This window comes from Ruegeria sp. YTSA168 (assembly GCF_059610045.1).
In genome coordinates, this window is record NZ_JBXWMW010000003.1 from 46,074 (window position 1) to 71,467 (window position 25,394).

The 25,394-nt window shown below is 57.7% G+C and carries 24 protein-coding genes; 13 read left to right on the forward strand and 11 right to left on the reverse strand.

Annotation, left to right across the window (positions count from 1 at the left end; translation table 11 throughout):
* Positions 1–20: 20 nt before the first annotated feature.
* Entirely contained in the window at positions 21–2,108 is a 2,088-nt protein-coding gene (locus tag AC2FFE_RS06915; RefSeq protein WP_496846256.1) for a dipeptide ABC transporter ATP-binding protein, read from the forward strand.
* A gap of 123 nt (positions 2,109–2,231) precedes the next feature.
* Here the strand turns inward: AC2FFE_RS06915 and AC2FFE_RS06920 are convergent, their stop codons facing one another.
* The 3 genes from AC2FFE_RS06920 to AC2FFE_RS06930 all read right to left on the reverse strand — a co-directional run bounded on the left by AC2FFE_RS06920 (position 2,232) and on the right by AC2FFE_RS06930 (position 4,987).
* Positions 2,232–3,218, reverse strand: a complete 987-nt coding sequence (locus tag AC2FFE_RS06920; protein ID WP_496846257.1) for an MBL fold metallo-hydrolase — start codon at positions 3,216–3,218, stop codon at positions 2,232–2,234.
* 130 nt (positions 3,219–3,348) lie between these two features.
* A complete protein-coding gene (locus AC2FFE_RS06925; RefSeq protein WP_496817668.1) occupies positions 3,349–4,311 on the reverse strand; it encodes a LuxR C-terminal-related transcriptional regulator in 963 nt (320 codons plus the stop codon).
* Positions 4,312–4,408: 97 nt separating this feature from the next.
* On the reverse strand, positions 4,409–4,987 hold the full coding sequence (locus AC2FFE_RS06930; RefSeq protein WP_496817667.1) for a lytic transglycosylase domain-containing protein: 579 nt from the start codon (positions 4,985–4,987) through the stop codon (positions 4,409–4,411).
* A 204-nt stretch (positions 4,988–5,191) separates the two neighbouring features.
* Between AC2FFE_RS06930 and ssb the strand changes: the two genes are divergently transcribed.
* Both ssb and AC2FFE_RS06940 read left to right on the forward strand, forming a co-directional pair.
* Positions 5,192–5,677, forward strand: coding sequence for a single-stranded DNA-binding protein (gene ssb, locus AC2FFE_RS06935; protein WP_496817666.1), 486 nt, complete (start codon positions 5,192–5,194; stop codon positions 5,675–5,677).
* Between the two features lie 18 nt (positions 5,678–5,695).
* Positions 5,696–6,766 (forward strand): site-2 protease family protein, encoded by a 1,071-nt coding sequence (locus tag AC2FFE_RS06940; protein WP_496846258.1) that lies wholly within the window; start codon positions 5,696–5,698, stop codon positions 6,764–6,766.
* An 8-nt stretch (positions 6,767–6,774) separates the two neighbouring features.
* On the opposite strand, the gene aroB is transcribed toward AC2FFE_RS06940, so the two are convergent.
* Both aroB and AC2FFE_RS06950 read right to left on the reverse strand, forming a co-directional pair.
* On the reverse strand, positions 6,775–7,887 hold the full coding sequence (gene aroB / locus AC2FFE_RS06945) for a 3-dehydroquinate synthase (RefSeq protein WP_496817664.1): 1,113 nt from the start codon (positions 7,885–7,887) through the stop codon (positions 6,775–6,777).
* Entirely contained in the window at positions 7,888–8,475 is a 588-nt protein-coding gene (locus AC2FFE_RS06950) for a shikimate kinase (RefSeq protein WP_496817663.1), read from the reverse strand.
* Between the two features lie 79 nt (positions 8,476–8,554).
* Between AC2FFE_RS06950 and AC2FFE_RS06955 the strand changes: the two genes are divergently transcribed.
* The 9 genes from AC2FFE_RS06955 (at position 8,555) to AC2FFE_RS06995 (ending at position 20,153) form a co-directional block, all read left to right on the forward strand.
* Positions 8,555–8,704: a hypothetical protein gene (locus AC2FFE_RS06955; protein ID WP_496834326.1), complete on the forward strand. Its 150-nt coding sequence runs from the start codon at positions 8,555–8,557 to the stop codon at positions 8,702–8,704.
* On the forward strand, positions 8,694–10,211 hold the full coding sequence (locus tag AC2FFE_RS06960; protein ID WP_496846259.1) for a hypothetical protein: 1,518 nt from the start codon (positions 8,694–8,696) through the stop codon (positions 10,209–10,211). The genes AC2FFE_RS06955 and AC2FFE_RS06960 overlap by 11 nt, the downstream gene beginning before the upstream one ends.
* A 5-nt stretch (positions 10,212–10,216) precedes the next feature.
* Entirely contained in the window at positions 10,217–11,170 is a 954-nt protein-coding gene (locus tag AC2FFE_RS06965) for a site-specific tyrosine recombinase XerD (RefSeq protein WP_496846260.1), read from the forward strand.
* Between the two features lie 63 nt (positions 11,171–11,233).
* The gene (locus AC2FFE_RS06970) at positions 11,234–12,550 is read left to right on the forward strand and encodes an HlyC/CorC family transporter (RefSeq protein ID WP_496846261.1); all 1,317 of its coding nucleotides are present in this window, start codon (positions 11,234–11,236) and stop codon (positions 12,548–12,550) included.
* A gap of 121 nt (positions 12,551–12,671) precedes the next feature.
* On the forward strand, positions 12,672–15,089 hold the full coding sequence (locus AC2FFE_RS06975) for a GcvT family protein (protein WP_496846262.1): 2,418 nt from the start codon (positions 12,672–12,674) through the stop codon (positions 15,087–15,089).
* A 31-nt stretch (positions 15,090–15,120) separates the two neighbouring features.
* Positions 15,121–15,738, forward strand: a complete 618-nt coding sequence (locus AC2FFE_RS06980; protein ID WP_496817658.1) for a nucleotidyltransferase family protein — start codon at positions 15,121–15,123, stop codon at positions 15,736–15,738.
* Between the two features lie 741 nt (positions 15,739–16,479).
* Positions 16,480–17,916 (forward strand): Do family serine endopeptidase, encoded by a 1,437-nt coding sequence (locus tag AC2FFE_RS06985; protein WP_496846263.1) that lies wholly within the window; start codon positions 16,480–16,482, stop codon positions 17,914–17,916.
* 193 nt (positions 17,917–18,109) lie between these two features.
* Positions 18,110–18,790: a response regulator transcription factor gene (locus AC2FFE_RS06990; protein WP_170530173.1), complete on the forward strand. Its 681-nt coding sequence runs from the start codon at positions 18,110–18,112 to the stop codon at positions 18,788–18,790.
* Positions 18,783–20,153 carry an ATP-binding protein gene (locus AC2FFE_RS06995; RefSeq protein WP_496846264.1) on the forward strand — a complete coding sequence of 457 codons (1,371 nt, stop codon included), beginning with the start codon at positions 18,783–18,785 and terminating at the stop codon, positions 20,151–20,153. Before AC2FFE_RS06990 ends, AC2FFE_RS06995 begins: the two co-directional genes overlap by 8 nt.
* On the opposite strand, the gene AC2FFE_RS07000 is transcribed toward AC2FFE_RS06995, so the two are convergent.
* From AC2FFE_RS07000 to AC2FFE_RS07015, 4 genes are read right to left on the reverse strand one after another with little or no spacing between them, the layout of a single operon-like run.
* A complete protein-coding gene (locus tag AC2FFE_RS07000; protein WP_496846265.1) occupies positions 20,150–20,617 on the reverse strand; it encodes a CYTH domain-containing protein in 468 nt (155 codons plus the stop codon). The two genes, AC2FFE_RS06995 and AC2FFE_RS07000, sit on opposite strands and share 4 nt — an antisense overlap.
* The gene (locus tag AC2FFE_RS07005; RefSeq protein WP_496846266.1) at positions 20,614–21,369 is read right to left on the reverse strand and encodes a ParA family protein; all 756 of its coding nucleotides are present in this window, start codon (positions 21,367–21,369) and stop codon (positions 20,614–20,616) included. The genes AC2FFE_RS07000 and AC2FFE_RS07005 overlap by 4 nt, the downstream gene beginning before the upstream one ends.
* Before the next feature lie 3 nt (positions 21,370–21,372).
* Complete coding sequence (locus tag AC2FFE_RS07010) at positions 21,373–22,881, reverse strand: CHAD domain-containing protein (RefSeq protein ID WP_496846267.1); 1,509 nt, start codon at positions 22,879–22,881, stop codon at positions 21,373–21,375.
* Positions 22,878–23,063 carry a hypothetical protein gene (locus AC2FFE_RS07015; RefSeq protein ID WP_496817652.1) on the reverse strand — a complete coding sequence of 62 codons (186 nt, stop codon included), beginning with the start codon at positions 23,061–23,063 and terminating at the stop codon, positions 22,878–22,880. Before AC2FFE_RS07015 ends, AC2FFE_RS07010 begins: the two co-directional genes overlap by 4 nt.
* 118 nt (positions 23,064–23,181) lie before the next feature.
* Here AC2FFE_RS07015 and AC2FFE_RS07020 point away from each other — a divergent pair, with 118 nt between their 5' ends.
* Positions 23,182–23,529, forward strand: a complete 348-nt coding sequence (locus AC2FFE_RS07020) for a TfoX/Sxy family protein (RefSeq protein WP_496846268.1) — start codon at positions 23,182–23,184, stop codon at positions 23,527–23,529.
* A gap of 53 nt (positions 23,530–23,582) precedes the next feature.
* On the opposite strand, the gene ndk is transcribed toward AC2FFE_RS07020, so the two are convergent.
* Both ndk and AC2FFE_RS07030 read right to left on the reverse strand, forming a co-directional pair.
* Positions 23,583–24,005, reverse strand: a complete 423-nt coding sequence (gene ndk, locus AC2FFE_RS07025; RefSeq protein ID WP_171207639.1) for a nucleoside-diphosphate kinase — start codon at positions 24,003–24,005, stop codon at positions 23,583–23,585.
* A 103-nt stretch (positions 24,006–24,108) separates the two neighbouring features.
* A complete protein-coding gene (locus AC2FFE_RS07030; protein WP_496846465.1) occupies positions 24,109–25,311 on the reverse strand; it encodes a multidrug effflux MFS transporter in 1,203 nt (400 codons plus the stop codon).
* Between the last annotated feature and the right edge of the window lie 83 nt (positions 25,312–25,394).

Here is a 25,394-nt window from a genome sequence, read left to right on the forward strand (position 1 = left end):
TCTCGCGAGGAGAAACACAGATGAATAAATTGGCGGACTATGATGGGCCTATCTTAGAAATCGACAAGCTTTCGATTTCGTTCTTCACCCGTCTGCGCGAAATACCTGCTGTTATGGATTTCTCGGTCAGCGTACAGCCCGGCGAGGCTGTGGGGCTGGTGGGTGAATCCGGTTGTGGGAAATCGACGGTCGCGCTTGGCGTTATGCAGGATCTTGGCAAGAACGGGCGGATTGTTGGCGGCACGATCAAGTTCAAAGGTCGCGATTTGGCAGAGATGTCAACAGAAGAGCTGCGCGATATTCGCGGCAATGAGATCGCGATGATCTACCAGGAGCCGATGGCCAGCCTGAACCCGGCAATGAAGATCGGCCGGCAGTTGATGGAAGTGCCGATGATCCATGAGGGGGTAAGCCAGGAGGAGGCTTATTCCCGCGCGCTGGAAGTTGTGACGGATGTGCGCCTGCCCGACCCCGAGCGGATGCTGAATTCTTTCCCGCATCAGTTGTCCGGCGGTCAGCAGCAACGGATCGTGATCGCCATGGCGCTGATGTCGAAACCGGCGCTTTTGATCCTCGATGAGCCGACCACTGCGCTGGACGTGACGGTCGAGGCCGCTGTGGTGGAACTGGTCAAGGATCTGGGTAAAAAATATGGCACTTCGATGCTGTTTATTTCGCACAACCTTGGTCTGGTGCTTGAGACTTGCGACCGACTGTGTGTGATGTATTCGGGCGAGGCGGTCGAGCGCGGCTCGATCAAGGATGTGTTCGACGAGATGCAGCATCCTTATACTCAGGCGTTGTTTCGGTCGATCCCGCTGCCCGGTGCGGACAAGAATGCGCGCCCGCTGGTGGCCATTCCGGGGAACTTCCCGCTGCCGCATGAACGCCCGCCAGGCTGTAACTTTGGCCCGCGCTGCGACTATTTCGAAGAAGGCCGCTGTGACGCGCAGAACATCCCGATGGAAGCGGTGCCTGGCAATGATCGTCACCACACGCGCTGCCTGAAGTTCAAAGAGATCGATTGGAACGCGCCGCTTACCTTGGCGGATCAGAAGGAAAAAGGTGAAATCGGCCGAGTCGTTCTCAAGATGGACAACCTCAAGAAATACTATGAGGTGGCCGCAAATGCCTTGTTCGGAGGCGGTGAAACAAAGGTTGTGAAAGCCAACGAGACGCTGAGTTTCGAGGCACATGAATCCGAGACGCTCGCCATTGTTGGTGAATCCGGTTGTGGCAAGTCGACCTTCGCCAAGGTTCTGATGGGGCTGGAGACGGCGACAGACGGGCAAATCCTGCTGGACAATCGCAACATCGAAGACGTGCCCATCGAAGAGCGCGACGCCAAAACCGTCGGCGAAGTGCAAATGGTATTCCAGAACCCGTTTGACACGCTGAACCCCTCGATGACCGTGGGCCGTCAGATCATTCGGGCTCTGGAGATCTTCGGGGTCGGCAATTCAGAGGCCGAGCGCAAGAAGCGTATGCTGGAGTTGTTGGATCTGGTGAAACTGCCCCGCGCCTTTGCGGACCGGATGCCCCGGCAATTGTCAGGGGGGCAAAAACAGCGTGTCGGTATCGCCCGGGCCTTTGCCGGCGATGCGCGGATCGTGGTGGCGGACGAGCCGGTCTCGGCACTGGACGTGTCGGTGCAGGCTGCCGTGACCGACCTGTTGATGGAGATCCAGCGCGAGCACAAAACCACATTGCTGTTCATCAGCCATGACCTGTCGATTGTGCGCTATCTCAGCGACCGCGTGATGGTGATGTATCTGGGTCATGTGGTTGAGTTGGGGACGACCGATCAGGTCTTCTCGCCCCCGTATCACCCCTATACCGAGGCCTTGCTGAGCGCGGTTCCGATTGCGGATACATCCGTCGAGAAAACGCATATCGTTCTTGAAGGGGATATTCCGTCAGCGATGAACCCGCCGCCGGGCTGCCCGTTCCAGACACGCTGCCGCTGGAAATCCGAAGTGCCGGATGGGCGTTGTGAATCGGATGTTCCACCGGTCAGAACGCTGGCCGAGGGTCACCAGGTGAAATGCCATCTTGCCGATGAGATTCTGGCGCGCATGGAGCCAGTGATCAAAATCGCGGCGGAGTAAACTTCTGATCAGATTTAGAAAGGGCCGGTCATTAACCGGCCCTTTCTGTTGGCGCCGCGGTTTATGGGGAGACAGGCGGCGCGCATTGGTATGCGTGAATGACAGAAACCTTCCGACATAACCTCAGCCGGTCATGACGTTGTTCCCGAAATGCATGAACTCCTGACTCATTCCGGCAATTTCACCAGCTTCAAGCCGGAGGCTGGCGCTGTCGAGCATCTTGTAACTCTGCTGTCCTTTGACCCATTCATCGGCGGATTGCAGGGTGGTCAGCGTATATGATGTGACCTCGTTCAGGTAGTGGGTCGGTATGATGACCTTGGGCTTGAGCTTAGACACGATGTCATTGCCCTGATCAAAGCTGAGAATGTGTTCTGAACCATCCACTGGCAGCGTCAGAACATCGACCTGTCCGATGGCATCCCAGAACTCCTGCGGCGGGTTATGGCGGTTGTCGCCCCAGATTAACGTACGGATGCCGCCGGTTTCGACCAGATAGACCACCATATCCATATGGCCGACATTGTTCGGCGGGCAAGCTTCCACCCCAAATTCGGCGAGCGCGTTCGTCCAGTCGTACCAACCAGGCGCAACACAGGCGTGCTTGTCGGCAAATCCCGTGATCTTGACGTCGGCAAACTCGAAATTGCCCACCATCCGGTCCAACACCATGGTCGAGCTTGGGCGCTCAATCGCATCATGGTCAAAATGCGCATGAGTCGACAGCGTGATGTCCACAGGGATTTGCGGGAATTCGTTGCGGAACCAAAGTCCCCAGGCACCAGACGGATCATCGCGCCACGGATCAAACAAAACAGTTGCCCCATTGGGTGAAGTGATTTTGATTGCACAATGACCGTAGTAGTCGATGCCTACGGCCCCGGTGCTGGCCTGGCCGGTTGACCCCTGAAGATCAATCACATGATTGTTGTTACCCGGTTGCAGCCAGGCCTGTGATTGCGCCTCTGCTGGTTTTGCGCCAAGAACTGAAGCCGTTGCGCCGACGCCTGCAGCGCCCGCTGCCATAAAGAAAGACCGGCGCGACAACCCCGGTGCCAGATGATCCCTGTCTCCTTTCAGGAGTGTTGGTTTCAGATCTTTGCGATCCATTTTGATGTACCTCTCTGTTGATCGTGTGCAGTTCGTCCGCACCTCTCGGCAGAGGGTAACAAGTCAAAGCAAATGGGCTCAGACCGGAAAATTAGGGGTGAAATATGGGGGTAAACCCCATATTGGAATATCACGAAATCGAGAGCAGATGGCTGCGCAGGTTCTTGTCGCGCCCTTCAAGGCCCAGTTTGCGACGGATGTTGTTGCGGTGAAAATCGATGGTCGACGTTTCCCGCGACAGCGCTTTGGCGATGTCTTTGGTTGTTTTTCCGAACATCACCATCTGTGCAATTTCAATCTCGGTCGGAGTCATTACCGCGAAGGCATCCGTGAGTTTGTCAGAGAGTGACGACGTAATCTCGTTCAGGTTTTTCTCAGCCAACTCAAGATAAACATACTGTGCGTCGTCCCCTGGTAGCTGAGCACGAACCTTGTCCAGATATGGCAATACGCGGCTGCGCACCTGATCGACAATTTCGTGATCACGGCTTTTTCGATCATCATCCAAACTGGACAACAAAACCCGCAAGGCAGTGTTCGTTTCTTGCAACTCGCGGGTGCGGTCCGAGACACGGGATTCGAGCTGCGCCAGTGTCTCGTTCAGTTTTTCTTCCAAGGCGCGACGCAGGTAAACCTCTTGCAACAAGGCCAAATCCGACTCGACCATACGCGCAAACTGCGTCAGACCTTCGCGGAACAATAAGGCGCGCCTGTTGTGCTTGCGGTCCAAAACACAGATTGTGCCGAACACCGATCCATCCGGCCATTTCAACGGCAAACCGACGTAAAATGTCATACCGTGTTCAAGGTCGTCATTGTCTGCCCAGACCGGATCACAGGCGGCATCCTTGACCACCAGTTCTCCGTCGCGTTGAAGAACGCCGTGACAATAGAGCTTCGGATTGAGCTGAAAACTCATACCCACCGGATACGGGTTCTCTGGATGATCCGATGTGATCAGAACTGCATGATCTGGCGCATCAGTTTTCATGATCAGACTTGCCGGTACATCCGCCAGCTCTGCAACCAGGTCCACAAGCTGTTGCCAGTTGGCCAGTGTTTCCTTGGGAATCTGTGGGTGATCAACAGGCATGAGGGCTCTAACCAATTGCTGGACGATACCCTTTCAGGCTAGTTGGACCAACGATGAAAGATCAAGAATAGGCCGCTCTGCGCCGCAGCATCGGGGCCTAACCGCCCCAGATCACTTTCACATAGTTCTGGGTTTCCTTGTACGGAGGGATACCCCCGTGCTTTTCAACCGCTTTGGGTCCCGCATTGTAGGCAGCAAGAGCCAGAGGCCAGGATTTGAACTTGCGATACTGCCAGGACAAATACCGCGCGCCGCCTTCCAGGTTCTGTTTGGGGTCATGCGGATTCACGCCCAAAAGCTCTGCCGTTTGTGGCATCAGCTGCGCCAGACCCAACGCCCCTTTGTGCGATTTGGCGTGCGGATTCCAGCCGCTTTCCTGTTGCACCAGCCGCAAGAACAGCTCTTCCGGGATGCTATGCAAACGGGCCGCTTGCCGCGCCATGGTCAGATATTGACCCCGATAGCTACCGGTATAGCGTTTGGCGAAGCTGCTTTGCGAAGCTTTCGGTTTCAAACGCTCGGATCCGCGATATTGCGTCGCAGCGCGGCCATCCAACACTTTGGATTGCTTGAGGAAAATATCCATCCGGCTTTTGGTCGACAAGGTATCCGCCTGCGCAGCCCCTGACAGCAACAAAACGCCCAGAACCGTTAACCCAACACACACAGAACGCATCAAAGCCTATCCCGTCGCTCAAAAATCAGTCGGATTATATGTATTCCAGTCAAAAATGAAAGCTTGGTTAAGGCCAGGGCGGGAATTCTTGCCGAACGATGTTGTGATCAATCATGTTTTAACCATGACGCAGGCGATATAGGATCGCAAGGATATCCGGCGCCAGATTCGGCGCACTCAGATCAATACAGCACGGGGAAATACATGGCGGGTTCAGTCAACAAGGTCATTTTGGTCGGCAATCTTGGCCGCGATCCCGAGGTTCGGACATTCCAAAATGGCGGAAAGGTCTGCAATTTGCGCATTGCAACCTCGGAGACGTGGAAAGACCGAAATACGGGTGAACGCCGTGAACGGACTGAATGGCACTCGGTTGCTATTTTCAACGAAGGTCTGGTGCGCGTGGCCGAGCAATACCTGCGCAAGGGCTCAAAAGTCTATCTTGAGGGTCAGTTGCAAACCCGCAAGTGGCAGGATCAATCGGGCCAAGATCGTTATTCGACCGAGGTCGTTCTTCAAGGCTTCGGCTCTACACTCGTCATGCTTGATGCGCGCGGCGAAGGCGGCGGTGGAGGCCAGTCGGGCGGCTATGGCGGCGGTCAAGCCGGAGGCGGCTATGGCGATCCCTATGGCGGCCAATCCAATGCCCCGGCATCCGGCGGAATCGACGACGACGAGATTCCGTTCTAAGCGAAACGGAGACAACATATGACATGGTCCTTCTCCCTCGGCCGGTTACTCGGGTCCGAACTCAGGGTCCATGTCACCTTCTTCCTTCTGCTCGCCTGGGTTGGGTTTGCGGCCTATTCAAGCGGCGGCTGGCCAGCGGCCGTCGACAATCTGCTGTTTGTGCTGGCCCTGTTTGCCTGCGTCGTGGCGCATGAGTTCGGCCACGCCCTGATGGCCCGGCGCTTTGGCATCAAAACCCCTGACATCACCCTGTTGCCCATCGGGGGCCTGGCCCGGCTGGAGCGCATGCCAGAGAAACCGATGCAAGAGGTCTTAGTGGCCCTTGCGGGCCCCGCCGTGAACATCGCCATCTGGCTTGTACTGGTTCTGCTTGGCGCGGGGATGTCGCTAGGGTCGGTAACCGATCTGGATTCGGCCAGTTTCGGGCTGTTGCAGCGGCTTGCCTATGTCAATTTGCTGTTGGCCGCGTTCAACATGATCCCAGCCTTTCCAATGGACGGGGGGCGTGTCTTTCGCGCCCTGCTCTGTCTGCGGATGGATCGCAGTAGCGCGACGCGCATCGCTGCGGTCAGCGGTCAGATTGTCGCGGTCGGATTCGGATTCTGGGGGCTGAGTTCAGGCAATCCCGTTCTGGTTCTGATCGCAGTCTTTGTGTTCATAGCAGCCAACTCCGAAAATCAGGACGTCGCGCTCAGATCAGTGGCACGTCGGGTTCTGGCGCGCGACGCGATGATCACCGCGTTTCGCTCTCTGTCGCCTCAGGATACGCTAAGCACGACCGCCGAGGCCGTAATCCACACGACCCAGCACGAGTTCCCGGTTCTCGGGCCCAACGGTGCCCTGCTGGGTTTTGTCACACGGGATCGGCTGTTTGCAGCCCTGGCCGGGAATCATCCGAGATCCGACCCGGCAACTTCGATCATGGAGACAGATATCCCCCAGGTCGCACTGACCACAGGGCTGGAAACGGTGTTGGGCGAGTTGCATAAAGGCGCACCCGCCGTCGCTGTGATGAGCCAAACAGGCAATATGATCGGCTATATCACGCGCGAGAACATTGCCGAGTTGATGATCATAGGTGGACGCTGAGTAGCGTTTCAACGCGCTGCCAACGCATCCTGCAACACCGACAACACCGCATCGCGCGGTACGTCCGAGGTGACAAAAGCCTGGCCAATCCCATGCGCCAGGATAAAACGCAGTTGACCATCAATCACTTTTTTATCCTGCGCCATCAGGTCGACCAGAGCCTCGGCATCCGGAAGCTCTCCGGCGATATCGGACAGGTCGGTTTTCATCCCCATGGCCTTGAGATGTGCCCGAACACGGCTTGGATCTTCCTGCGAACACAGACCGAGACGGGATGACAATTCAAAGGCCAGTGCGCAACCGATGGCAACGCCTTCGCCGTGCAGCAAACGGTCGGAATAGCCTGTCGCGGCCTCCAGCGCATGGCAGAAGGTATGGCCGAGGTTCAGCAACGCCCGGTCGCCCTGCTCTGTCTCGTCCCGCGCGACGATGTCTGCCTTCATCTGTACCGAGCGTGTCACCGCATGGACCCGCGCGACCATGTCACCGGTCGAAACATCGGCGCCGTTAGCCTCAAGCCAGTTAAAAAACACCGCATCGCCCAGCAGGCCGTACTTGACGACCTCACCATATCCGGACAGGAAATCCCGCTGTGTCATGGTTCCCAGAACCGAGGTGTCGGCCAAAACAAGCGATGGCTGATGGAAGGCCCCGATCAGATTCTTGCCTTGCGGCGCGTTGATCCCGGTTTTGCCGCCCACCGAACTGTCGACCTGCGCCAGCAGAGAGGTTGGGATTTGCAAAAACCGCACCCCACGGCGCAACACGGCTGCGGCAAAGCCCGCCAGGTCTCCGATGACGCCGCCGCCTAAGGCGACAACCACATCACGGCGTTCTACTTTTTCGGCCAGCAACCATTCAACTGCGCGTTCAAAATGCGGCCAGCTTTTGGTTCCCTCTCCGGCCGGTAAAGCCAGAGATGACATCTCAATCCCAGCGGTCGCCAACCCATCGCGCAGAGCGTCCAGATGCAAGTCTGCCACGTTTTCGTCGGTCAGAACCGCCACTTTGCGGCGATGCAGCAAAGGCGCGATCCGTGCGCCCGACTGCGCCAGCAGATCAGGGCCAATCTCGACATCATATGCGCGTTCGCCCAGCGCTACATGTACGGTTTGATGCATTTATTTTCGTTCCAAAACATCCGGGCGGGCCAACAAGGCCTCGACCACGCGGTCCACCATATTGTCGATCGAGGTTTCGCCATCCGAGTCCGCGATCAGATCGGCCTTGGCATAAACCGGCACGCGATCCTCGTACAGGGCCTTGAGCGTGGTGTATGGATCGGCAGTGCGCAGCAAGGGGCGCGTATCCTTGTGACGCACCCGGTTCCATAGCACAGTCAGATCCGCGCGCAGCCACACCGCCGCGCCACGTTCACGGATCATGCTGCGATTCTCGGCAGACATAAATGCGCCACCGCCGGTGGAGAGTATCCCCCGCTCCTCATCCAGCAAACGACCAATGACCTGAGTTTCCTTCTGGCGAAAGAACGGCTCTCCATCGCGTTCGAATATCTCGGGGATGGTCATATTGGCCGCCGATTCGATCTCGGCATCGCTATCTAGGAACGGAACACCCAGCCGCAGGGCCAAGGCCCGGCCCACAGCCGTCTTTCCGGCCCCCATCATGCCAACAAGCACAACCGTTTTGTGCAGATCATAAGATGATCCGTCATCCGCAAGTCGCGTGTTATGCTTAATTTCGCTCATTTCATCGTGAATGACGTGATCTTGGAAAAAATGCCAGTTATAACTTGGTCAAAATCAAAAATTGAGGCAGCGTGACGCCATGGGCCGTCTGATCAAGTTCCTGATATATCTAATTTGCCTGTGTTTCATCGGGTTGGTGGGCTATGCCTATATCGGCCCGTTCTTTGGGGCCGATTTCTCGGCCCCGCAAAGTGAAATCCGTGAACCGGTCACGCTGGATGTCGACTAAGCACATTGCGGTGGCAGTGCTGCTGGCCGGGGCCGCGCACGCGCAGGAACCGCTGTCGGCCATCGAATGGCTGACCGAGCCCCCAGAAAACCTGCCAGGCACAGTCCTGCTGGAACCGCCGGTGACCCAGAACGGCATTCAGCCCGAGGTCGAGGTGACGCCGCTTGAGGCATTGTCTCAGCCGCTGGGCCTTGTGTCATCCTCGGTCACCGGCCTGCCGGTCGACCTGTGGCAGGGCAGCGATCCCGCGCGTCTGGCAGAACTGATCACGCGTGTTCCGGTCAAGACCAACCCGGCCATGCAGCGCCTGCTGTTTACGCTTCTGCTGTCGGAATCCCGTGCGCCAGCTGGGCCAGGTGCTGAGGAAGCCCTTTTGCTGGCCCGGCTGGATCGTTTGATACAGCTTGGCGCCGCTGATCCCGCGCAGTCGCTTGTTCAACTGGCCGGCCCTACTGACACGATGGCGCGATTTCAGCGTTGGTTCGATGCCACGCTGTTGACCGGGGATGAGGATCGCAGCTGCACTGCTCTGATCGCGCAGCCACATCTGTCCTCTGACTATGCGGCGCAGATCTTCTGCAAGGCCCGCCGGGGGGATTGGGCGTCGGCTGCTCTGACGCTTGAGGCCGCACATGCGCTGAGCCTGCTGCCGCCAGAGGAATTGGACCTTCTAGACCGGTTTCTCAGTCCCGAACTCTATGAAGACGCGGCTTATCTTCCCCAACCGGACGACCCGAACCCACTGACCTTTCGCCTGTTCGAAGCGATTGGAGAGCGGTTGCCTTCGGCCCCGCTGCCCCGCGCCTTTGCCAATGCGGACCTGCGCGATGTGGCGGGCTGGAAAGCTCAAATCGAAGCTGCCGAACGCCTGACCCGGATCGGCGCGCTGACACCGAACCAATTGCTTGGGCTATATACCGAGCGTGAGCCCGCCGCTTCGGGTGCCGTCTGGGATCGGGTTGCTGCGATCCAGCGTTTCGAAAGCGCTCTGAAAACCGGCAATGCCGAGGCAATCGTCAAGACCCTGCCCCGCGTCTGGGACCAGATGCGCAGCGTCGGGCTGGAGGTCCCGTTTGCAGATCTGTTCGCTGATCAATTGGCAAGGGTGACCTTGCCGGTGCCCGCGACAGACGCGCTGCGGTGGCGCATTCTGATGCTGTCCGAGCTTTATGAACAGGCCGCAATGTCCCCGCCAGACACGTCTACCGAGACGCAGTTCCTGACCGCCCTTGCACAAGGCGATCCGGGGCGTGCAATTTCTCCATCACCCCTGGCGGATGCGGTGGCGCAGGGGTTTCAATGGGCCGCTCCGGTGCCGCCGGATATTGACGCTTTGCTGGATCAGGGCCAATTGGGTGAGGCGCTGCTGGAAGCCATGCAGATGTTCGCACATGGCGCACGCGGGAACCTTGTGGACCTGTCAGCCGCCATTGCGGCCTTTCGGCGTGTGGGTCTGGAGGACACGGCAAGACGCGCCGCTCTGACCCTGCTGATCCTGCAACGGTGACCCAGATGAGCGCGCCAGCCTCGCATGAGTTGTGGATTTCTACCTTTCTACAGGCGCAAGCAGCCGAACTCGGGGCAGCGACCAACACGTTGTTGGCCTATGGGCGCGACCTGAAGGATTTTGCCGCATGGCTGGAGTATCGGAAGATTGCACTAGGTGACGCAGACCGCGACCAGATCGAAGCCTATCTGATCGATTGTGACGCCCAAGGCTTATCGAAATCCACGCGCGCGCGCCGTCTGTCAGCGATCAAACAACTCTTTCGATTTGCCTTTGAAGAAGGATGGAAAGACGCCAACCCCGCGATTCAGATCAAAGGCCCAGGCCGATCCAAGAGGCTGCCAAAAACGCTCGACGTCCCCGAAGTGGATCGCCTGCTTGAGGCCGCACGGACAACCGGGCGCAGCGCATCTGACCGGATCCGGAACACCTGCCTGATGGAGTTGCTGTACGCCACCGGCATGCGCGTGACCGAACTGGTTTCGCTGCCCGTTTCCTCGGCGCGGGGCGACCCACGCATGCTACTGGTTCTGGGCAAAGGCGGTAAAGAGCGCATGGTGCCCCTGTCCCCGCCCGCCCGCGATGCGCTGGCTGCCTGGCTGATTCAGCGCGATGAGGCCGAAGAGAAAGCACTTGAGAAAGGCGGGCAGAAATCACGGTTCCTGTTCCCCTCGCGCGGAAAATCGGGGCACCTGACGCGGCACCGCTTCTTTCTTCTGGTCAAGGACCTGGCGGTTGCTGGCGGCGTTTCCCCTGCAAAGGTCACGCCGCACACGTTGCGCCATGCCTTTGCCACGCATCTTCTGGCAAATGGGGCTGACCTGCGTTCGATCCAGACGCTGCTAGGCCATGCCGATGTCGCCACGACCGAGATTTACACCCATGTTCTGGACGAAAGACTGGCCGAACTGGTGTTAGAGCATCACCCGCTGGCCAAAGACCCGCAAGATCAGGGCTAAACCCTTGATCCATAGGGGCAGCACCCCCATAACGAGTGCAGATACACGAACAACCAAGGACCGATGGAACCCACATCCTCTCTGATCGACGGCGCATTCTGGTTTACCACAGGCGCCATCTTGCTTTTGCTTTTCCTGTCAGGCTTCTTTTCCGGCTCGGAAACCGCGCTCACGGCCTCATCCCGCGGAAAGCTGCGCGCACAGGCTGACAAAGGCTCTCGCGGAGCGAAAAAAGCGCTGGAAATCACCGAAGATAATGAACGTCTGATCGGATCGGTTCTGCTGGGCAACAATCTGGTGAACATTCTGGCGGCCTCGCTCGCCACGGCCCTTTTCACACGGCTGTTCGGCGAAAGCGGCGTGGCGCTGGCAACGCTGGTCATGACCCTGCTGGTTCTGATCTTTGCCGAGGTTCTGCCCAAGACCTATGCTATCACCAACTCGGAAAAAGCGGCCTCGGCGGTCGCACCGATCATTGGCGTTGTTGTGACCGTCTTCTCGCCCATCGTCGCCGCTGTACGGCTGTTGGTGCGAGGGGTTCTGCGCCTGTTCGGTGTGCGGATTGACCCCGACAGCAACATCCTCGCCGTTCGGGAAGAGATCGCAGGTGCGCTGCAGCTGGGCCATTCTGAAGGCGTGGTTGAAAAGGAAGATCGGGACCGCATTCTGGGCGCGCTCGACCTGGGCGACCGAGCGGTGGAAGAGATCATGCTCCACCGTTCGAACATCGAGATGATCGATGCAGATGCCGCACCCGAAGCGATCCTGAAGCAATGTCTGGAAAGCCAGCATACCCGCCTGCCCGTCTTTCGCGACGAGCCTGAAAACATCGTGGGAGTCGTCCATGCCAAAGACCTGTTCCGCGCCATGTATGCACAGGTTGGCGGTACCGATGGCGATGCGGATCGTTTGAAATCCTTTGATATCGCCAAGGTCGCCAATGCCCCCTATTTCGTTCCGGAAACCACCACGCTGGATGACCAGATGCGTGAGTTTCTGCGGATGCACAGCCACTTCGCACTGGTCGTCGATGAATACGGATCACTGCGCGGGTTGATCACGCTTGAAGACATCCTCGAAGAAATCGTGGGCGAGATCGCCGATGAATTCGACATCGAAGAAGACGTGCCTGTGACCCGGTCCGAGGATGGGCAATACCTTGTCGAAGGGGCGATGACGATCCGCGACGCGAACCGCGCGCTGGATTGGTCCCTGCCCGACGACGAGGCCAACACCCTGGCCGGGCTGGTTATACATGAGGCACAGATGATCCCCGTTGTGGGTCAGGTCTTCTCATTCCACGGCTTCCGGTTCGAGGTGACATCGCGTGAAGGAAACCGGATCACTGGACTGAAAGTCAGACCTCTTCCAGCGCTTTGACGTATCGACACCGGGCGCATTGTTGAAAAACTGTGCGCCCTGAGCGACAAAATTTGTCGCAATTCCACATGCACAGGAACGCTCTCGGATCAGACTGAGCGCAATTCTGACGGAGGTATTCATGAAACTTCAAACCCGTGTGGCCGTGATTGGCGGTGGCGTTGTTGGCTGTTCGGTATTGTACCACCTGACCAAGCTGGGCTGGTCAGACGTGATGCTGCTGGAACGGTCCGAGCTGACAAGCGGTTCAACATGGCACGCGGCGGGTGGGTTTCACACACTGAACGGCGACACCAACATGGCTGCGCTGCAGGGCTATACGATCCGCCTGTACAAAGAACTGGAAGAGATCACCGGCATGTCCTGCGGGTTGCACCATGTGGGCGGGGTGACGCTGGCCGACAATCAGGATCGGTTCGACATGCTGCTGGCTGAACGCGCCAAGCATCGGTTCATGGGGCTAGAAACCGAAATCGTCGGCCCGGACGAGATCAGGAAGATCGCTCCGATCACCAACACTGATGGTATCCTAGGCGCGCTTTACGACCCGCTGGATGGACATCTTGACCCATCGGGGACCACCCATGCCTATGCCAAGGCCGCCCGAATGGGCGGCGCCACGATCGAGACCCATTGCATGGTGCGCGAGACCAACCAGCGCCCCGACGGCACCTGGGACGTGGTCACCGACAAGGGCACGATTCACGCCGAGCATATCGTCAACGCTGGTGGCCTCTGGGCGCGTGAGGTCGGCGCGATGGCGGGCGTTTATTCCCCGCTGCACCCGATGGAACATCAATATCTGGTCACGGACTCCATTCCCCAGATCGAGGCGATCGTTGACGCCGGTGGCGAGCATCCGCACGTCATGGACCCTGCTGGCGAGAGCTACCTGCGGCAGGAAGGGCGTGGCCTGTGCATCGGGTTCTACGAACAACCCTGCAAGCCTTGGGCCGTGGACGGAACTCCGTGGGAGTTCGGCCATGAACTGCTGCCCGACGACTATGACAAGATCACCGACAGTATCGAGTTCGCCTATAACCGCTTCCCTGTTCTGGCCGAGGCCGGGGTGAAATCAGTCATCCATGGACCGTTCACCTTTGCACCCGACGGGAACCCTTTGGTCGGGCCGGTGCCGGGCATGCGCAACTATTGGTCGGCCTGCGGGGTTATGGCCGGGTTCAGCCAGGGTGGCGGCGTTGGCCTGACGCTGGCTCAGTGGATGATCGAAGGCGAACCGGAACGCGATGTCTTCGCCATGGACGTGGCCCGGTTCGGCGATTGGATCAGCTCCGGCTATACCCGTCCCAAGGTGATTGAGAACTATCAAAAACGGTTCAGCGTCGCCTACCCGAACGAAGAACTCCCTGCCGCGCGCCCCAACCGGACTACGCCGATGTATGACATTTTCAGCGAACTGGGCGCGGTCTGGGGTCAGCAATATGGGCTGGAGGTGCCGAACTACTTCGCGCAAGGCGATGAACCGGGTTTCGAGACGCCCTCTTTCCGCCGCTCGGACGCGTTTGACGCCACTGGGCGCGAGGTCCGCGCTGTCCGCAACGGTGTGGGTATCAACGAGGTCCACAATTTCGGTAAATACCGGATCGCGGGGCTGCAGGCACGCGATTGGCTGGATCGGATTATGGCCGGGCGGATTCCGCAACCAGGGCGCTTGTCACTAACGCCGATGTTGTCGCACAAGGGCAAACTGATCGGCGATTTCACGGTTTCCTGCCTGAATGAGACCGAGTTCCGCCTGACCGCCTCATACGGCAGTCAGGCCTTTCACATGCGTTGGTTCCAGCAAAACGCCAGCGAAGGCGTTGTAATTGAAAACATCAGCGACCAGCTCAACGGCTTCCAGATCGCTGGCCCGAAGGCCGCGCAGGTCCTGTCGGCCTGCACGCGCGAGGATATCTCGGACCTCAGGTTCATGGATGTGCGCCGGATGACGATCGGCATGACCGACTGCATCGTGCAACGGGTCAGCTATACTGGCGATTTGGGCTATGAGATCTACTGCGACCCAATGGCGCAAAGGCAGCTGTGGTCGAGTCTTTGGCAGGCTGGGCAGCCGTTTGGCATAACGCCCTTTGGCATGCGGGCCATGATGTCCCTGAGGCTGGATAAATTCTTTGGCTCGTGGATGCGGGAGTTCTCGCCCGATTACACTGCGGCTGAAACCGGGTTGGATCGTTTTATCTCATTTTCGAAAAACGCAGACTTCATAGGTCGCGCTGCTGCCGAGGCTGATCGCGCGACCGGTGTGACACGCAAACTTGTGGCCTTCGAAGTCGATGCGGCAGATGCGGACGTCAACGCCTATGAGCCAATCTGGCTGGACGGAACTGTTGTTGGGTTCTGCACCTCGGGCGGCTACTCTCACCATGCGCAAAAGTCCATTTCCTTGGGATTCCTGCCAACCGACCGTGCGCAGGATGGGCTGGAGGTTGAAATCGAAATCCTGGGGGATATGCGCAAGGCCCGTGTGATCTCTACCCCGCTGTTTGATGCGGATGGCGCGCGCATGAGGGGATGACTTACCGCCCTTGGGGCGGCATGTTGATCACATGACACAGATACCGATCCTGCTTCTGGCCGCCGGGCAATCCAGCCGTATGCGCGGTGCCGACAAGCTGATGCAAGAGATTGACGGCATTCCGTTGCTACGACGCTCCGCTCTGACGGCACTGAAGGCTGGCCCGGTCATCGTCGCGCTACCACCACGGCCTCATCCGCGACACAAGGCATTATCGGGGCTTGATGTACTTATTGCGTCAATCCCCGACGCCGCCGAAGGTATGAATGCCAGCCTGCGGGGCGCTTTGGCCCATGTCAGCCCCGATGCGCCTGCGACCATGATTATGCTCGCAGACCTGCCGGACCTGACGCCTGACGATCTGAAGGCAGTGCTGCGCGCTCGTCATCAGAACCCAAACCACCTGATCTGGCGAGGTGCCGCCCAAAGCGGCAAACCCGGTCATCCAGTTCTGTTCGACCAAAGCCTTTTTGCCACCTTATCGCAGTTGACCGGAGATACTGGTGCGCAATCCGTCATACGTTCGAATAGCGCGCGCCTGTGTTTGGTGCCCCTTCCCGGTCGAAACGCGCTGTATGACCTGGATACACCTGAAGACTGGGTGAACTGGCGAAAACTTCAGGACAGCAATACCCTGCCCCACAAATAGCTGCGACCCGATTGTTGCCAACCGGGTCGCGTACCCAATAAAGGACTACCACTTTCTTCAATCTCAAATGCGCGACCTAAAGCCTAACGGGCTGGTCGACTATGCTGCGAAACCTAAACAAGACCCCCTCGTTAACATGCAACATACACTACCTGAGATTGAGATCACCGTCGGCACCCCCTAGTGCTTTCGGCTCCCCCTCACTTGGGTATCTTCATATACCCTTATCCAATCGCTCGAAACAACATAAAATTGGGCAGAACAGACCAGTTCAGGACCACCCCCTTGGTTTTTGAGCAACATCCTGCTTTCAGCAACTTTACCTATAGTTGTACCCAACCCTGCAGCATCCGGAAGAACAACTGATTAAGAGCACGCATAACTGACCCAACGGCAAGAAAATGAGCCGGTTAACAGGACAGTCTTCGTATCGGGAATTTCGGGACTCAACCCCAAGACGATCTTCAGCATTCAGGACTTCAAGTGACCCCCATTGTTCCTGAAAGAAAGGCAATGCAATGAATTTGATTGTTTGACGCCGATTTCGGCAACAATTCTCTGATTCTTGAGGCAGACATCGGAGATCCAACGAATCTCCGGGCCGGAATGCTCAGCACTCAACTCGTCTTTTGTGGCAAAATTAAGTTTTCTTAATGGAACCATCAGGTAGCACACAGATTATCGGCATATCTCCGGCCTTAACGCGCGGCTGAAATCGCGTAACAGACACAGGAGACTTAAATGAGCATTCGTAAATCCTCGCTTCTACTGCCGCAGAAAACCGGCTGGATCGGCGCAAGCGCATTGGGCGCGGCATTGCTTGCATCAACAGCCCTGCCCGCTTTGGCGGACGAAGCACTGGCTGATCTTGTCGAAACCGTATCCCCATCGGTCGTGACGATCATTGCCGAGCAGGACCCAACTGGAAATGCCACGTCGCGCCAGGATTTTGACCTCGATGCCCATCCATTCGGCGAGTTTTTCAAACGCTTCGGTGGGCCCGAAGGCTTCCAAGCACCACAGCGCGGCCCAGCACAGGGTTTGGGATCAGGTTTTGTGCTGGATGAGGCCGGGTACATCATCACAAATCACCATGTTGTCGACAATGCCACAACCGTAACCGTGCGCCTGAACGATGACCGGAGTTTTGAGGCCGAAGTGATCGGCACCGACCCGCTGACCGATATTGCCGTTTTGAAGATTGATGCGGGTGAAGCGCTGCAAGCCGTCGAACTGGGCAACAGCGATATCATCCGTGTGGGTGAAGATGTCGTAGCCATCGGCAACCCGTTCGGGCTCAGCTCGACCGTGACAACCGGGATTGTGTCCGCCAAGGGCCGCAACATATCGCAAGGGCCATATGCTGAGTTCATTCAGACGGATGCCGCAATCAACAAAGGCAATTCCGGTGGCCCCCTGTTCAACATGGAAGGCGAAGTGGTGGGCGTAAACTCGGCCATCTATTCGCCAAGTGGCGGGTCTGTCGGACTTGGTTTCGCCGTGACGTCGAACATCGTTGAACATATCGCAGCCGACCTGCGCGACGATGGTCAGGTCAGCCGTGGTTGGCTGGGTGTTTCGATCCAGAATGTCAGCCCGGAACTCGCAGCTGCCCTGGGCATCGACCAATCGACCGGCGCGCTGGTTTCAGATGTTGTGGCCGGCAGCCCGGCAGAAGGCGTCCTGCAGCAAGGTGACGTTATCCTGAGGTTCAACGATGAAGCCGTTGATACCAGTAGCGATCTGCCGCTTTTGGTCGGCACCACCAAGGTGGGTACTGAAAGCACGCTGACCGTGCTACGTAATGGGGATACGCAAGAACTTCAGTTGACCATCGGCCAGCATCAGTCGGCATCGGCCGAGGCGGATATTCCGGTCGATCCCGAGGTCTCGGGCACCCAACTGGGCGTGACCGTCGCGCCGCTGACCGATACCGCACGGGCCGAAATGGGCGTTGCCCAAAGCGTTGATGGCGTGGTGGTGACCGATCTGCTGCCCGACAGCCCTGCGGCCAAGGCTGGCCTGCAACGCGGCGATGTTATCGTAAAACTGGGCAGCCAAGACACGCTGACACCCGACGCGCTCAAGGCAGCTTTGGACAGCGAGAAAACCGACCCGGCACTGGTGCTGATCAATCGCGGCGGCAACCAGATTTTCGTTGCGGTCGAGATCGCCTGATCCCAAACCCGCGCACGCCACATGATGGGGATATTTGGCGTGCGCCTCCCGGCCGGATTGATTTGTCCGCGATCCGCCGGGCGTGCCGGGTGCGCGAGGCTGCACCCGGCACAGAGTTGTTGATGCAGCCCCGTCAAAACCATGTGCTTTGTACGGAAATTGTGTTTAAATTTCGATAGAAAGGAACCCGATCATGAGCCGACGCCTTCTGATTGTCGAAGATGACGAAGACACACGGGACTTCATCGCCAAGGGCTTTGGCGAAGAAGGATATGTGGTCGAGGTTGCCGCTGATGGCCGCGAGGGTCTGTATCACGCCACTGATGGTGGATTCGACGCCGTCGTGCTGGACCGGATGCTGCCTGGGTTGGACGGGCTATCCCTGATCAAATCCATGCGCGCAGCCGGTTTGAAGACACCGGTGCTGATGCTGACCGCGATGAGTGCGGTGGATGAACGTGTGAAGGGGCTCAATTCGGGCGCGGATGACTATCTGGTCAAACCCTTCTCGTTTCAGGAACTGCATGCGCGGATCGAGGCGCTTTTGCGCCGTCCGCAGGAATCAGAAGAAACGCCAACCCTGACCTGCAAAGACCTTGAAATGGATTTGCTGACTCGCAAAGTCACGCGCGACGGGCATGAGATCACTCTGACCCCGCGCGAGTTCCAGATTCTGGAGTTCTTCCTACGCCGCAAGAACCGCGTGGTGTCACGCACCATGCTGCTGGAAGGCGTTTGGGACTATCACTTCGACCCGAACACCAATGTTGTTGACGTCCATATCTCGAAACTGCGCCGCCAGTTGGATGAGGGCGGAGAGGCACCGTTGATTGAAACCGTCAGAGGTTCAGGCTACATGATGTCTGATGGATAACCTTCGGCTTTCCCTGAATAATTCCCGAACACGGCTCGTTCTGGCCAGTATGGTGCTCAGCATATTTTTGACGGCAACCGTACTGGCACTGGTCTATTTTACAGCCAATCGCAGCATTGAATCCGAAACCCGTTCGGTTGTTTCGGCGGAACTGACAGGGCTGGCCGATGAATATGAACGCCGCGGGTTGATCGGTTTGATCACAGCCATCGAACGCCGCCTTCCCAGTGCCTCAGAACGCGACGCGCTGTACCTTCTGACGGATCGGTTTGGCAACAAGCTGGTTGGAAACCTCAAGCAATGGCCCGAGCATATTACGGCTGGCAGTGGCTGGGTGGAACTGGAACTGCGCCGCGCTGACAACGACCAACTTGTTCCCGTCTCAGCCGCCTCGATCCGCCTGCCCGGCCAAGAGCGCCTGATCGTCGGACGCGACGCTGTCGCGCGTCAGCAGTTTGATCGGGTTTTGCTGAGATCCGTGGCGCTGGCCCTCGGCATTGCTCTGGTTCTGAGCGTCCTCATCGCCTGGCTGTTCACCCGCTTGGTCTTTTCCCGCCTGTCGGACATTGCCAGCACCGCGGAAAACATCGTCTCGGGTGATCTGTCCCGACGTATGCGCCTGCGCGGCACTGGAGACGAGTTTGATCAGGTTGCAGGGACGTTGAACAACATGCTCGACCGGATCGAGGAGCTGATCAGCAACCTGCGCACGACATCAAATTCGATTGCGCATGATCTGCGATCCCCCCTGTCGCGCTTGAAACAACGGGTCGAGGCGCTGTCTGACCCGGGCAAAAGCGAGCAGGAGCGCGAGGCTGATATCGCCCGCGCCACTTTGGAAATCGACCACGTTTTGCGCATGCTCGGGCAGTTGACCGAAATTTCACGCGCAGAGGCCGGGCTGGGCCGCGAACAGTTTGAGCAGGTGGATTTGCAGCACCTCGTTGGTGATGTGATTGAACTTTATGACCCGGTTGCCGCCGATCAAAAAATCCAGCTCAAGGTCCAAGGAGGGGCTGCACCGGTTCAGGGCCACCGACCCTTGCTGTCACAAGCGCTGTCGAACCTGTTGGAAAACGCAATGCGATACGCGCCCGAGGACACAACCATTACCATCACAATTGGTGAGGACGATCAGTTTGCTCATCTGAGTGTGCGTGACCAGGGGCCAGGCGTTCCGCCCGAAGACCTGCCCCGCCTGCAGTTGCCTTTTGTCACGCTCGATCCCGCCCGGACCGAGCGCAATGCCGGGCTTGGCCTGGCGCTGGTTGCTGCGATCACGCATATGCATGGGGGGCAGTTCGCGGCCCGCAACTGCGATCCGGGCCTTGAGGTCACGCTGAACCTGTCGCGCCAAGCCTAATCAGGCGCCCCATCAATGGCCAGGTTCTTGTTTTTATAGCGTTTATCTTCGGTCACATCGGCACCAAACCACGCGGGCGGGGTGAAACCAAGTGCCTCGGATTCGCTGGAAAACTCCACTTCGACCAGCCGCAATGGTGCCAAAGCGCCTTGAAAGATATCCAGCTCGAACACCCTCCCATCCGGCAGACTGCCGGTGTAACGTTCCTTTTCAACCCGCCGCCCGTCTGTCTCGGGCCAGAAGGTTTCGAACTGTTCGGCGGACATCTCGGCCTCACGCTCCACCCGAACCAACCCACCTGCACCTTTGAGCGTCAGGAAATACTGGTCATTCTTCTGCCGCAGGCGCAGTTCAGTCGAATCCTCGGGCGCGGTCAGATAACCCTGACGCACCACAGCCTTTTGCGCGCCGCCTAGGTCCGGCAAACTGTTGACCAGAAACTTACGTTCGATTTCCTTGCTCATTTGGTCGAAACCACCCCGTTTTCCAATTCGTTATAAAGCGCCTGATAGGCTGACCCTGCAGCACCGCGCGGGGAGTAGGTAACCACCGGCGCACGATGTTGACCCATCTTCTCGATATCTGCCGCGAAGGGAATGCTGCTGCTCATGAAGCACTTGCGATAGGCTTTGCGCATCGTCTCCATCGTGTGCTGATGTAACGTTTTGCGCTGCTGCACCATCGAAAAGAACGCTTTCAGCTTCTTCTTCGGCAGTTTGTGTTCGTCGAAGAACCCGACCAACTGTTCAAAGGTCCGCTCGGACAACGTTGTCGGGATCACCGGCACAACGATCTGGTCTGCAGCCTTAAAGATGTTCTCGGACAAGGTCGAAAAGTTGGGCGGACAGTCCAGAATGATGACATCATAGTCACTGCCCGCAGCCATCAGCGCCTTCTTCAAGCGCGACCGGCTGTTCCGCATCCGTGACAGAAACACATCAAAATCACGATAGGTCAGGTTCGCGGGCAGAATATCCAGCCCTTCGAAGTCGCTTGCCCGGATTGCGCCGGTAAACCGTTTTACATCCTCAAAAAACCGCGCATCCGTCAGCTTTTTCGAAGGCTTCACACGGAAATAGAACCCCGAGGCCCCCTGCGGATCGAGATCGCACAGCAAGACCAGCTTGCCCGCCGCTGCATAGGCGTGGGCCAGATTGACAGAAGTGGCGGTTTTTCCAACACCGCCTTTGTTGCTGTAACAGGCAATGATCTTCATTCCTCACTCCTTGGACTGATGAAACAGGTGGCGAAACAACTGGCGCGTTTCAGGGGCATCGAATTGTTGGAAATTAGCGATGACACGGTCACGCTCGGCCCGTTGCCGTTGGTCCAGAACAGCGATCAGCCCTCCAACCGCCAGACCGGTCTGAGCATCAACGCGCCCTTGGGCGTTGGATTGGTGAGTGGCGAACTGTTGCAACGCCTCTTGCTGGACCGAATAATCATTGAACAGACCCAGATTATCCTGAAGCTTTTTCAAGGGCTTGAGGATGGATTTGAAGTCTTTCGCATCAAACAGGGGGGCAAAGAACTCCATCAAATAGCGCAGTTTCTTGCAGTCGATCCGCAAATCATGAACCACCTCATCCGGCGTTTCAGGCGTGATGCTGCGCGCAATCTTGCAGACCTTGCGATAGCGCTTCCAGATCAGGGCACAGGCATAATCATAGGCGCCGCGCTGCGCGTTTGACCCCGGTTGCAGGCCCTCGGTGCTGCTGAATAACGCGACCAGTTCTGCCATCTGGCTTTGATACGCCTTACTGCGCAGCCTGCGGGCAAGCCGGGACAGCTCCTGCATGCGCTCCTTCTGAAATTGCCCGAACATGGCATCCAATCCGGGATGAAGTGTATCGGGTACCAGATTATAATATATATCTTTTTCCAGAAGATAGACATCCAGATCCCGTACCCGGCCCGTCGGGGCCATCAGGTCCGAGAATGTCCTTTTCAGCACGGCTGTCTGATCCTCGGAAAAGGTCCCTTTGAACAGGCTGATCACGGATCGTATCCGGCGCATTGAGACACGGTAATCATGCAGGAATTCGGTGTCGATATCGGCAATGGTACCGCTTTCATTTTGTTGCGCAATCTGCAGAAAAGTATGAATAATATCGGCAGCAACTTGAATGGAAGGTTCCGATCTTCCCAAGATAATTTCAGGCTTTGCCCGATATGGGGCCTCACCCGGTTCCAAGGCTTGAACAATCGCAGACAGATCCGCTTTGTCTGACCCGGCCGCTAACATCGCGTCGCAAGCCCTTTGGTAGGCCTTGTCATACCCGCGCAAAGGACTGAGGCGAATAATCGTCGCCTGCCCGTTTGCCGTCGACAATCGTGTGACACGACCACGCACCTGTGTTTTCTCGAGATCATCCAGAACGGCAAGGCTGCCCTCCTCGACCTCGCCCGAGGCAATTGCCATCAGCGCGCGCAGTTTCGGAAATCCTTTCAAAGCGTCGCGCAACGGGCCGTCTGGCAAGTCTTGCACAAAACGCCCCTGGCCCTTGCATCTTTGGCTCAAACGCGTGCCTTGGCCATCCAGCAGGTGCAATGACCCGCCGAACTCCAGCAACATCCGACCGGATGCGCGGATCGACTGGTCATGACAATCCAGAAGAACAAATGGCTTGGAGGCCCATTCCGGATCATATCGCAGGTTCAGCCCGACAAACTCAGATGGATCAAACCCACCGCGCAGGACAAACAGCACCTCAGAATCAACACTCATGCGCCGCCCTTTCGAGGGGTGCCAAGGTAGTCATTAACCAATGTCTCCACGATTTTCTGCACGCTTGTGTCTTCTTCAATCGCGCGTATCTTCAGCGCCTTCAGGGTTTTTTCGTCCAACCGGAGCGAGGTGTTCTTTTTCCCTTTCTCCGCCTTTTGGCCTGAGCCTTTGGTTTTGGCCATCTCACCCTCCATGACAGCATGACGTCATGAAATCTTGAACTCAACCGAAACGCAAGCAAAAACCGGAACTCAGTATTGTTGGGGTGACAGCACAAGATAGGAGGTTTAAACCAAACTCATGCCCGATCCCGTGTCCTCGATCAGAAATCTTGGCCCCGCCTTCGAAGAAGCTTGCGCCCGTGCGGGGATACACTCTGCGCAGGAGCTACGTGAACTCGGCGCGGATGAGGCCTATACCCGGTTGTTGCAAGCAGGAACCAAGGCACATTTCATCGGCTACTACGTGTTGGTCATGGGCCTTCAGGGCCGCCCTTGGAACGATTGCAAAGGCGATGAGAAAAAGAAGCTGCGCCAAAGGTTTGACGCGATCAAAGCCAGTGCCAAACCCGCAGCGGAAAGCCAGTTGATCTCAGACCTAAACGCGATCGGGGTGCGCGTATCCGCAAGTGATCTGAAACAGGTTTGAACGAAAAAGGCCGCCCCAAACGGAGCGGCCCGAAATCAGCATGAAACAGTGGCTTAGCCGACCAGTTCGATACCCGAGAAGAAATATGCGATCTCAACCGCAGCGGTTTCCGGCGCGTCCGAACCGTGAACCGAATTTTCGCCAACCGATTCAGCGAACTCGGCGCGGATGGTGCCGGGGGCTGCGTCTGCAGGGTTGGTTGCGCCCATGACTTCACGGTTCTTGGCAATGGCACCTTCGCCTTCCAGAACCTGAACAACAACCGGCGCCGAGCACATAAACTCGCACAGTTCGTCATAGAACGGGCGTTCGGCATGCACTTCGTAGAACTTGCCCGCTTGTGCCTTGGTCATGTGAATGCGTTTTTGCGCCACGATGCGCAGGCCGGCTTCTTCGAACTTGGCGTTGATCTTGCCAGTCAGGTTACGGCGGGTTGCATCGGGCTTGATGATCGAGAATGTGCGTTCCAGTGCCATATCGGCCTCTCCTTACAATGTGGCGCGGGGCCCGCGCCGAAATCCATCGCGCGCCGCGTACCACGGTATTTGCCTTATGAAAAGCGTAATGATTGTTCACGGCTCAGATCGCCTCGGGCAGCGGGTCGATCCTGTCCAACCTGCGGACGTAAAGCACCGCTAACAGGCCAACAAAACTGCTGCCGCTCATCATACTCAGTACCAGATACGGGCCATTTTCGGGGCTTACGAATGCACCTGTCATCGAGGTCAGGATGGCACCGAGCGCCACGACCATCGCCCCGGACAGCCCCGCCGCGCTGCCTGCCAGTTTGGGCCGTACCGACATCGCCCCGGCCGAGGCATTGGCGTTGGTCAAACCATTGCCAAATCCCACACAAATTGCGGACCCGAAGAACACCCAGACCGAGTCGTGACCACCTACAAAAAACAACAAACCGAAGAACGGCCCAACCGAGGCCACGATCCGTCCACATAGGATCATAGTGGTTAGCCGGGTGTGCGCCGCGATGCGTCCAGTGACAAAGTTGCCCACCATGAAGCCACCTGTGATGATCCCGATCCCTAGGCCCAGCATCGCCGGGCTCAGATCGAACCACGCAGCGGCGACCAGGGGCGCGCCGGTGATGAAGCTGTAGAACCCGCCGATCGAGAACGCGGCACATAGCGCATAACCCCAAAATCGGCGGGCGCGAAACAAATGCGGGTATTCTTTCAATTGCGCGGCCAAGGTTGATGAACGGTCCGTGTTGGTCTCGCCCATGTCGAACCAAAGCATGGTCAGCAACCCTGCCCCCAGTACCGAATAGAGAACGAAGCCTGCGCGCCAGCCGAACAGCATGTCCAGCGCGCCGCCCAGCATTGGACCCAGCATAGGCGCGAGCGCCATGGCCATCGCTACATATCCTAGCTTGCTGGCGGCTTCGTTCGGCGGATATCGATCCCGGATCGAGGCGCTGGACAGAACCGACCCGGCTACGACGACGGCCTGCAACAGCCTAAAACCCAGAAAAACCCAGATCGACTCGGCCAGCGTGCATCCGATTGATGCAATCACGAAGACCGTCATGCAGATCAACAGAACCGGCCTGCGCCCAAACCGATCCGATAGCGGCCCCATGATTAGTTGCAGCACCGCCGAGACTGCCAGATATCCCGCCACTGACAAGTTCACGAGGCCATAGTCGACCGCAAAGTCTTTGCTCATATGCGCCAGCGACGGCAAGAACATATTCAGCGACAACACGGAAAGTGCAGTGGCGAAGATCAACGTGATCAGATGTGGGGGCGTCCGGGCCGCGCGCATGGGTCGAAACCAACTAAAATCCAACCGGACCAGCGCTAGCACATCGCTCTTGGTTTGAACATGCCAAGCCGCTGGCGGCGGCA

Coding starts and splice junctions, on each gene's coding strand:
- AC2FFE_RS06915 (WP_496846256.1), top strand. CDS start 21: ATGAATAAATTGGCGGACTATGATGGGCCTATCTTAGAAATCGACAAG.
- AC2FFE_RS06920 (WP_496846257.1), bottom strand. CDS start 3,218: ATGGATCGCAAAGATCTGAAACCAACACTCCTGAAAGGAGACAGGGAT.
- AC2FFE_RS06925 (WP_496817668.1), bottom strand. CDS start 4,311: ATGCCTGTTGATCACCCACAGATTCCCAAGGAAACACTGGCCAACTGG.
- AC2FFE_RS06930 (WP_496817667.1), bottom strand. CDS start 4,987: ATGCGTTCTGTGTGTGTTGGGTTAACGGTTCTGGGCGTTTTGTTGCTG.
- ssb (WP_496817666.1), top strand. CDS start 5,192: ATGGCGGGTTCAGTCAACAAGGTCATTTTGGTCGGCAATCTTGGCCGC.
- AC2FFE_RS06940 (WP_496846258.1), top strand. CDS start 5,696: ATGACATGGTCCTTCTCCCTCGGCCGGTTACTCGGGTCCGAACTCAGG.
- aroB (WP_496817664.1), bottom strand. CDS start 7,887: ATGCATCAAACCGTACATGTAGCGCTGGGCGAACGCGCATATGATGTC.
- AC2FFE_RS06950 (WP_496817663.1), bottom strand. CDS start 8,475: ATGAGCGAAATTAAGCATAACACGCGACTTGCGGATGACGGATCATCT.
- AC2FFE_RS06955 (WP_496834326.1), top strand. CDS start 8,555: ATGGGCCGTCTGATCAAGTTCCTGATATATCTAATTTGCCTGTGTTTC.
- AC2FFE_RS06960 (WP_496846259.1), top strand. CDS start 8,694: ATGTCGACTAAGCACATTGCGGTGGCAGTGCTGCTGGCCGGGGCCGCG.
- AC2FFE_RS06965 (WP_496846260.1), top strand. CDS start 10,217: ATGAGCGCGCCAGCCTCGCATGAGTTGTGGATTTCTACCTTTCTACAG.
- AC2FFE_RS06970 (WP_496846261.1), top strand. CDS start 11,234: ATGGAACCCACATCCTCTCTGATCGACGGCGCATTCTGGTTTACCACA.
- AC2FFE_RS06975 (WP_496846262.1), top strand. CDS start 12,672: ATGAAACTTCAAACCCGTGTGGCCGTGATTGGCGGTGGCGTTGTTGGC.
- AC2FFE_RS06980 (WP_496817658.1), top strand. CDS start 15,121: ATGACACAGATACCGATCCTGCTTCTGGCCGCCGGGCAATCCAGCCGT.
- AC2FFE_RS06985 (WP_496846263.1), top strand. CDS start 16,480: ATGAGCATTCGTAAATCCTCGCTTCTACTGCCGCAGAAAACCGGCTGG.
- AC2FFE_RS06990 (WP_170530173.1), top strand. CDS start 18,110: ATGAGCCGACGCCTTCTGATTGTCGAAGATGACGAAGACACACGGGAC.
- AC2FFE_RS06995 (WP_496846264.1), top strand. CDS start 18,783: ATGGATAACCTTCGGCTTTCCCTGAATAATTCCCGAACACGGCTCGTT.
- AC2FFE_RS07000 (WP_496846265.1), bottom strand. CDS start 20,617: ATGAGCAAGGAAATCGAACGTAAGTTTCTGGTCAACAGTTTGCCGGAC.
- AC2FFE_RS07005 (WP_496846266.1), bottom strand. CDS start 21,369: ATGAAGATCATTGCCTGTTACAGCAACAAAGGCGGTGTTGGAAAAACC.
- AC2FFE_RS07010 (WP_496846267.1), bottom strand. CDS start 22,881: ATGAGTGTTGATTCTGAGGTGCTGTTTGTCCTGCGCGGTGGGTTTGAT.
- AC2FFE_RS07015 (WP_496817652.1), bottom strand. CDS start 23,063: ATGGCCAAAACCAAAGGCTCAGGCCAAAAGGCGGAGAAAGGGAAAAAG.
- AC2FFE_RS07020 (WP_496846268.1), top strand. CDS start 23,182: ATGCCCGATCCCGTGTCCTCGATCAGAAATCTTGGCCCCGCCTTCGAA.
- ndk (WP_171207639.1), bottom strand. CDS start 24,005: ATGGCACTGGAACGCACATTCTCGATCATCAAGCCCGATGCAACCCGC.
- AC2FFE_RS07030 (WP_496846465.1), bottom strand. CDS start 25,311: ATGCGCGCGGCCCGGACGCCCCCACATCTGATCACGTTGATCTTCGCC.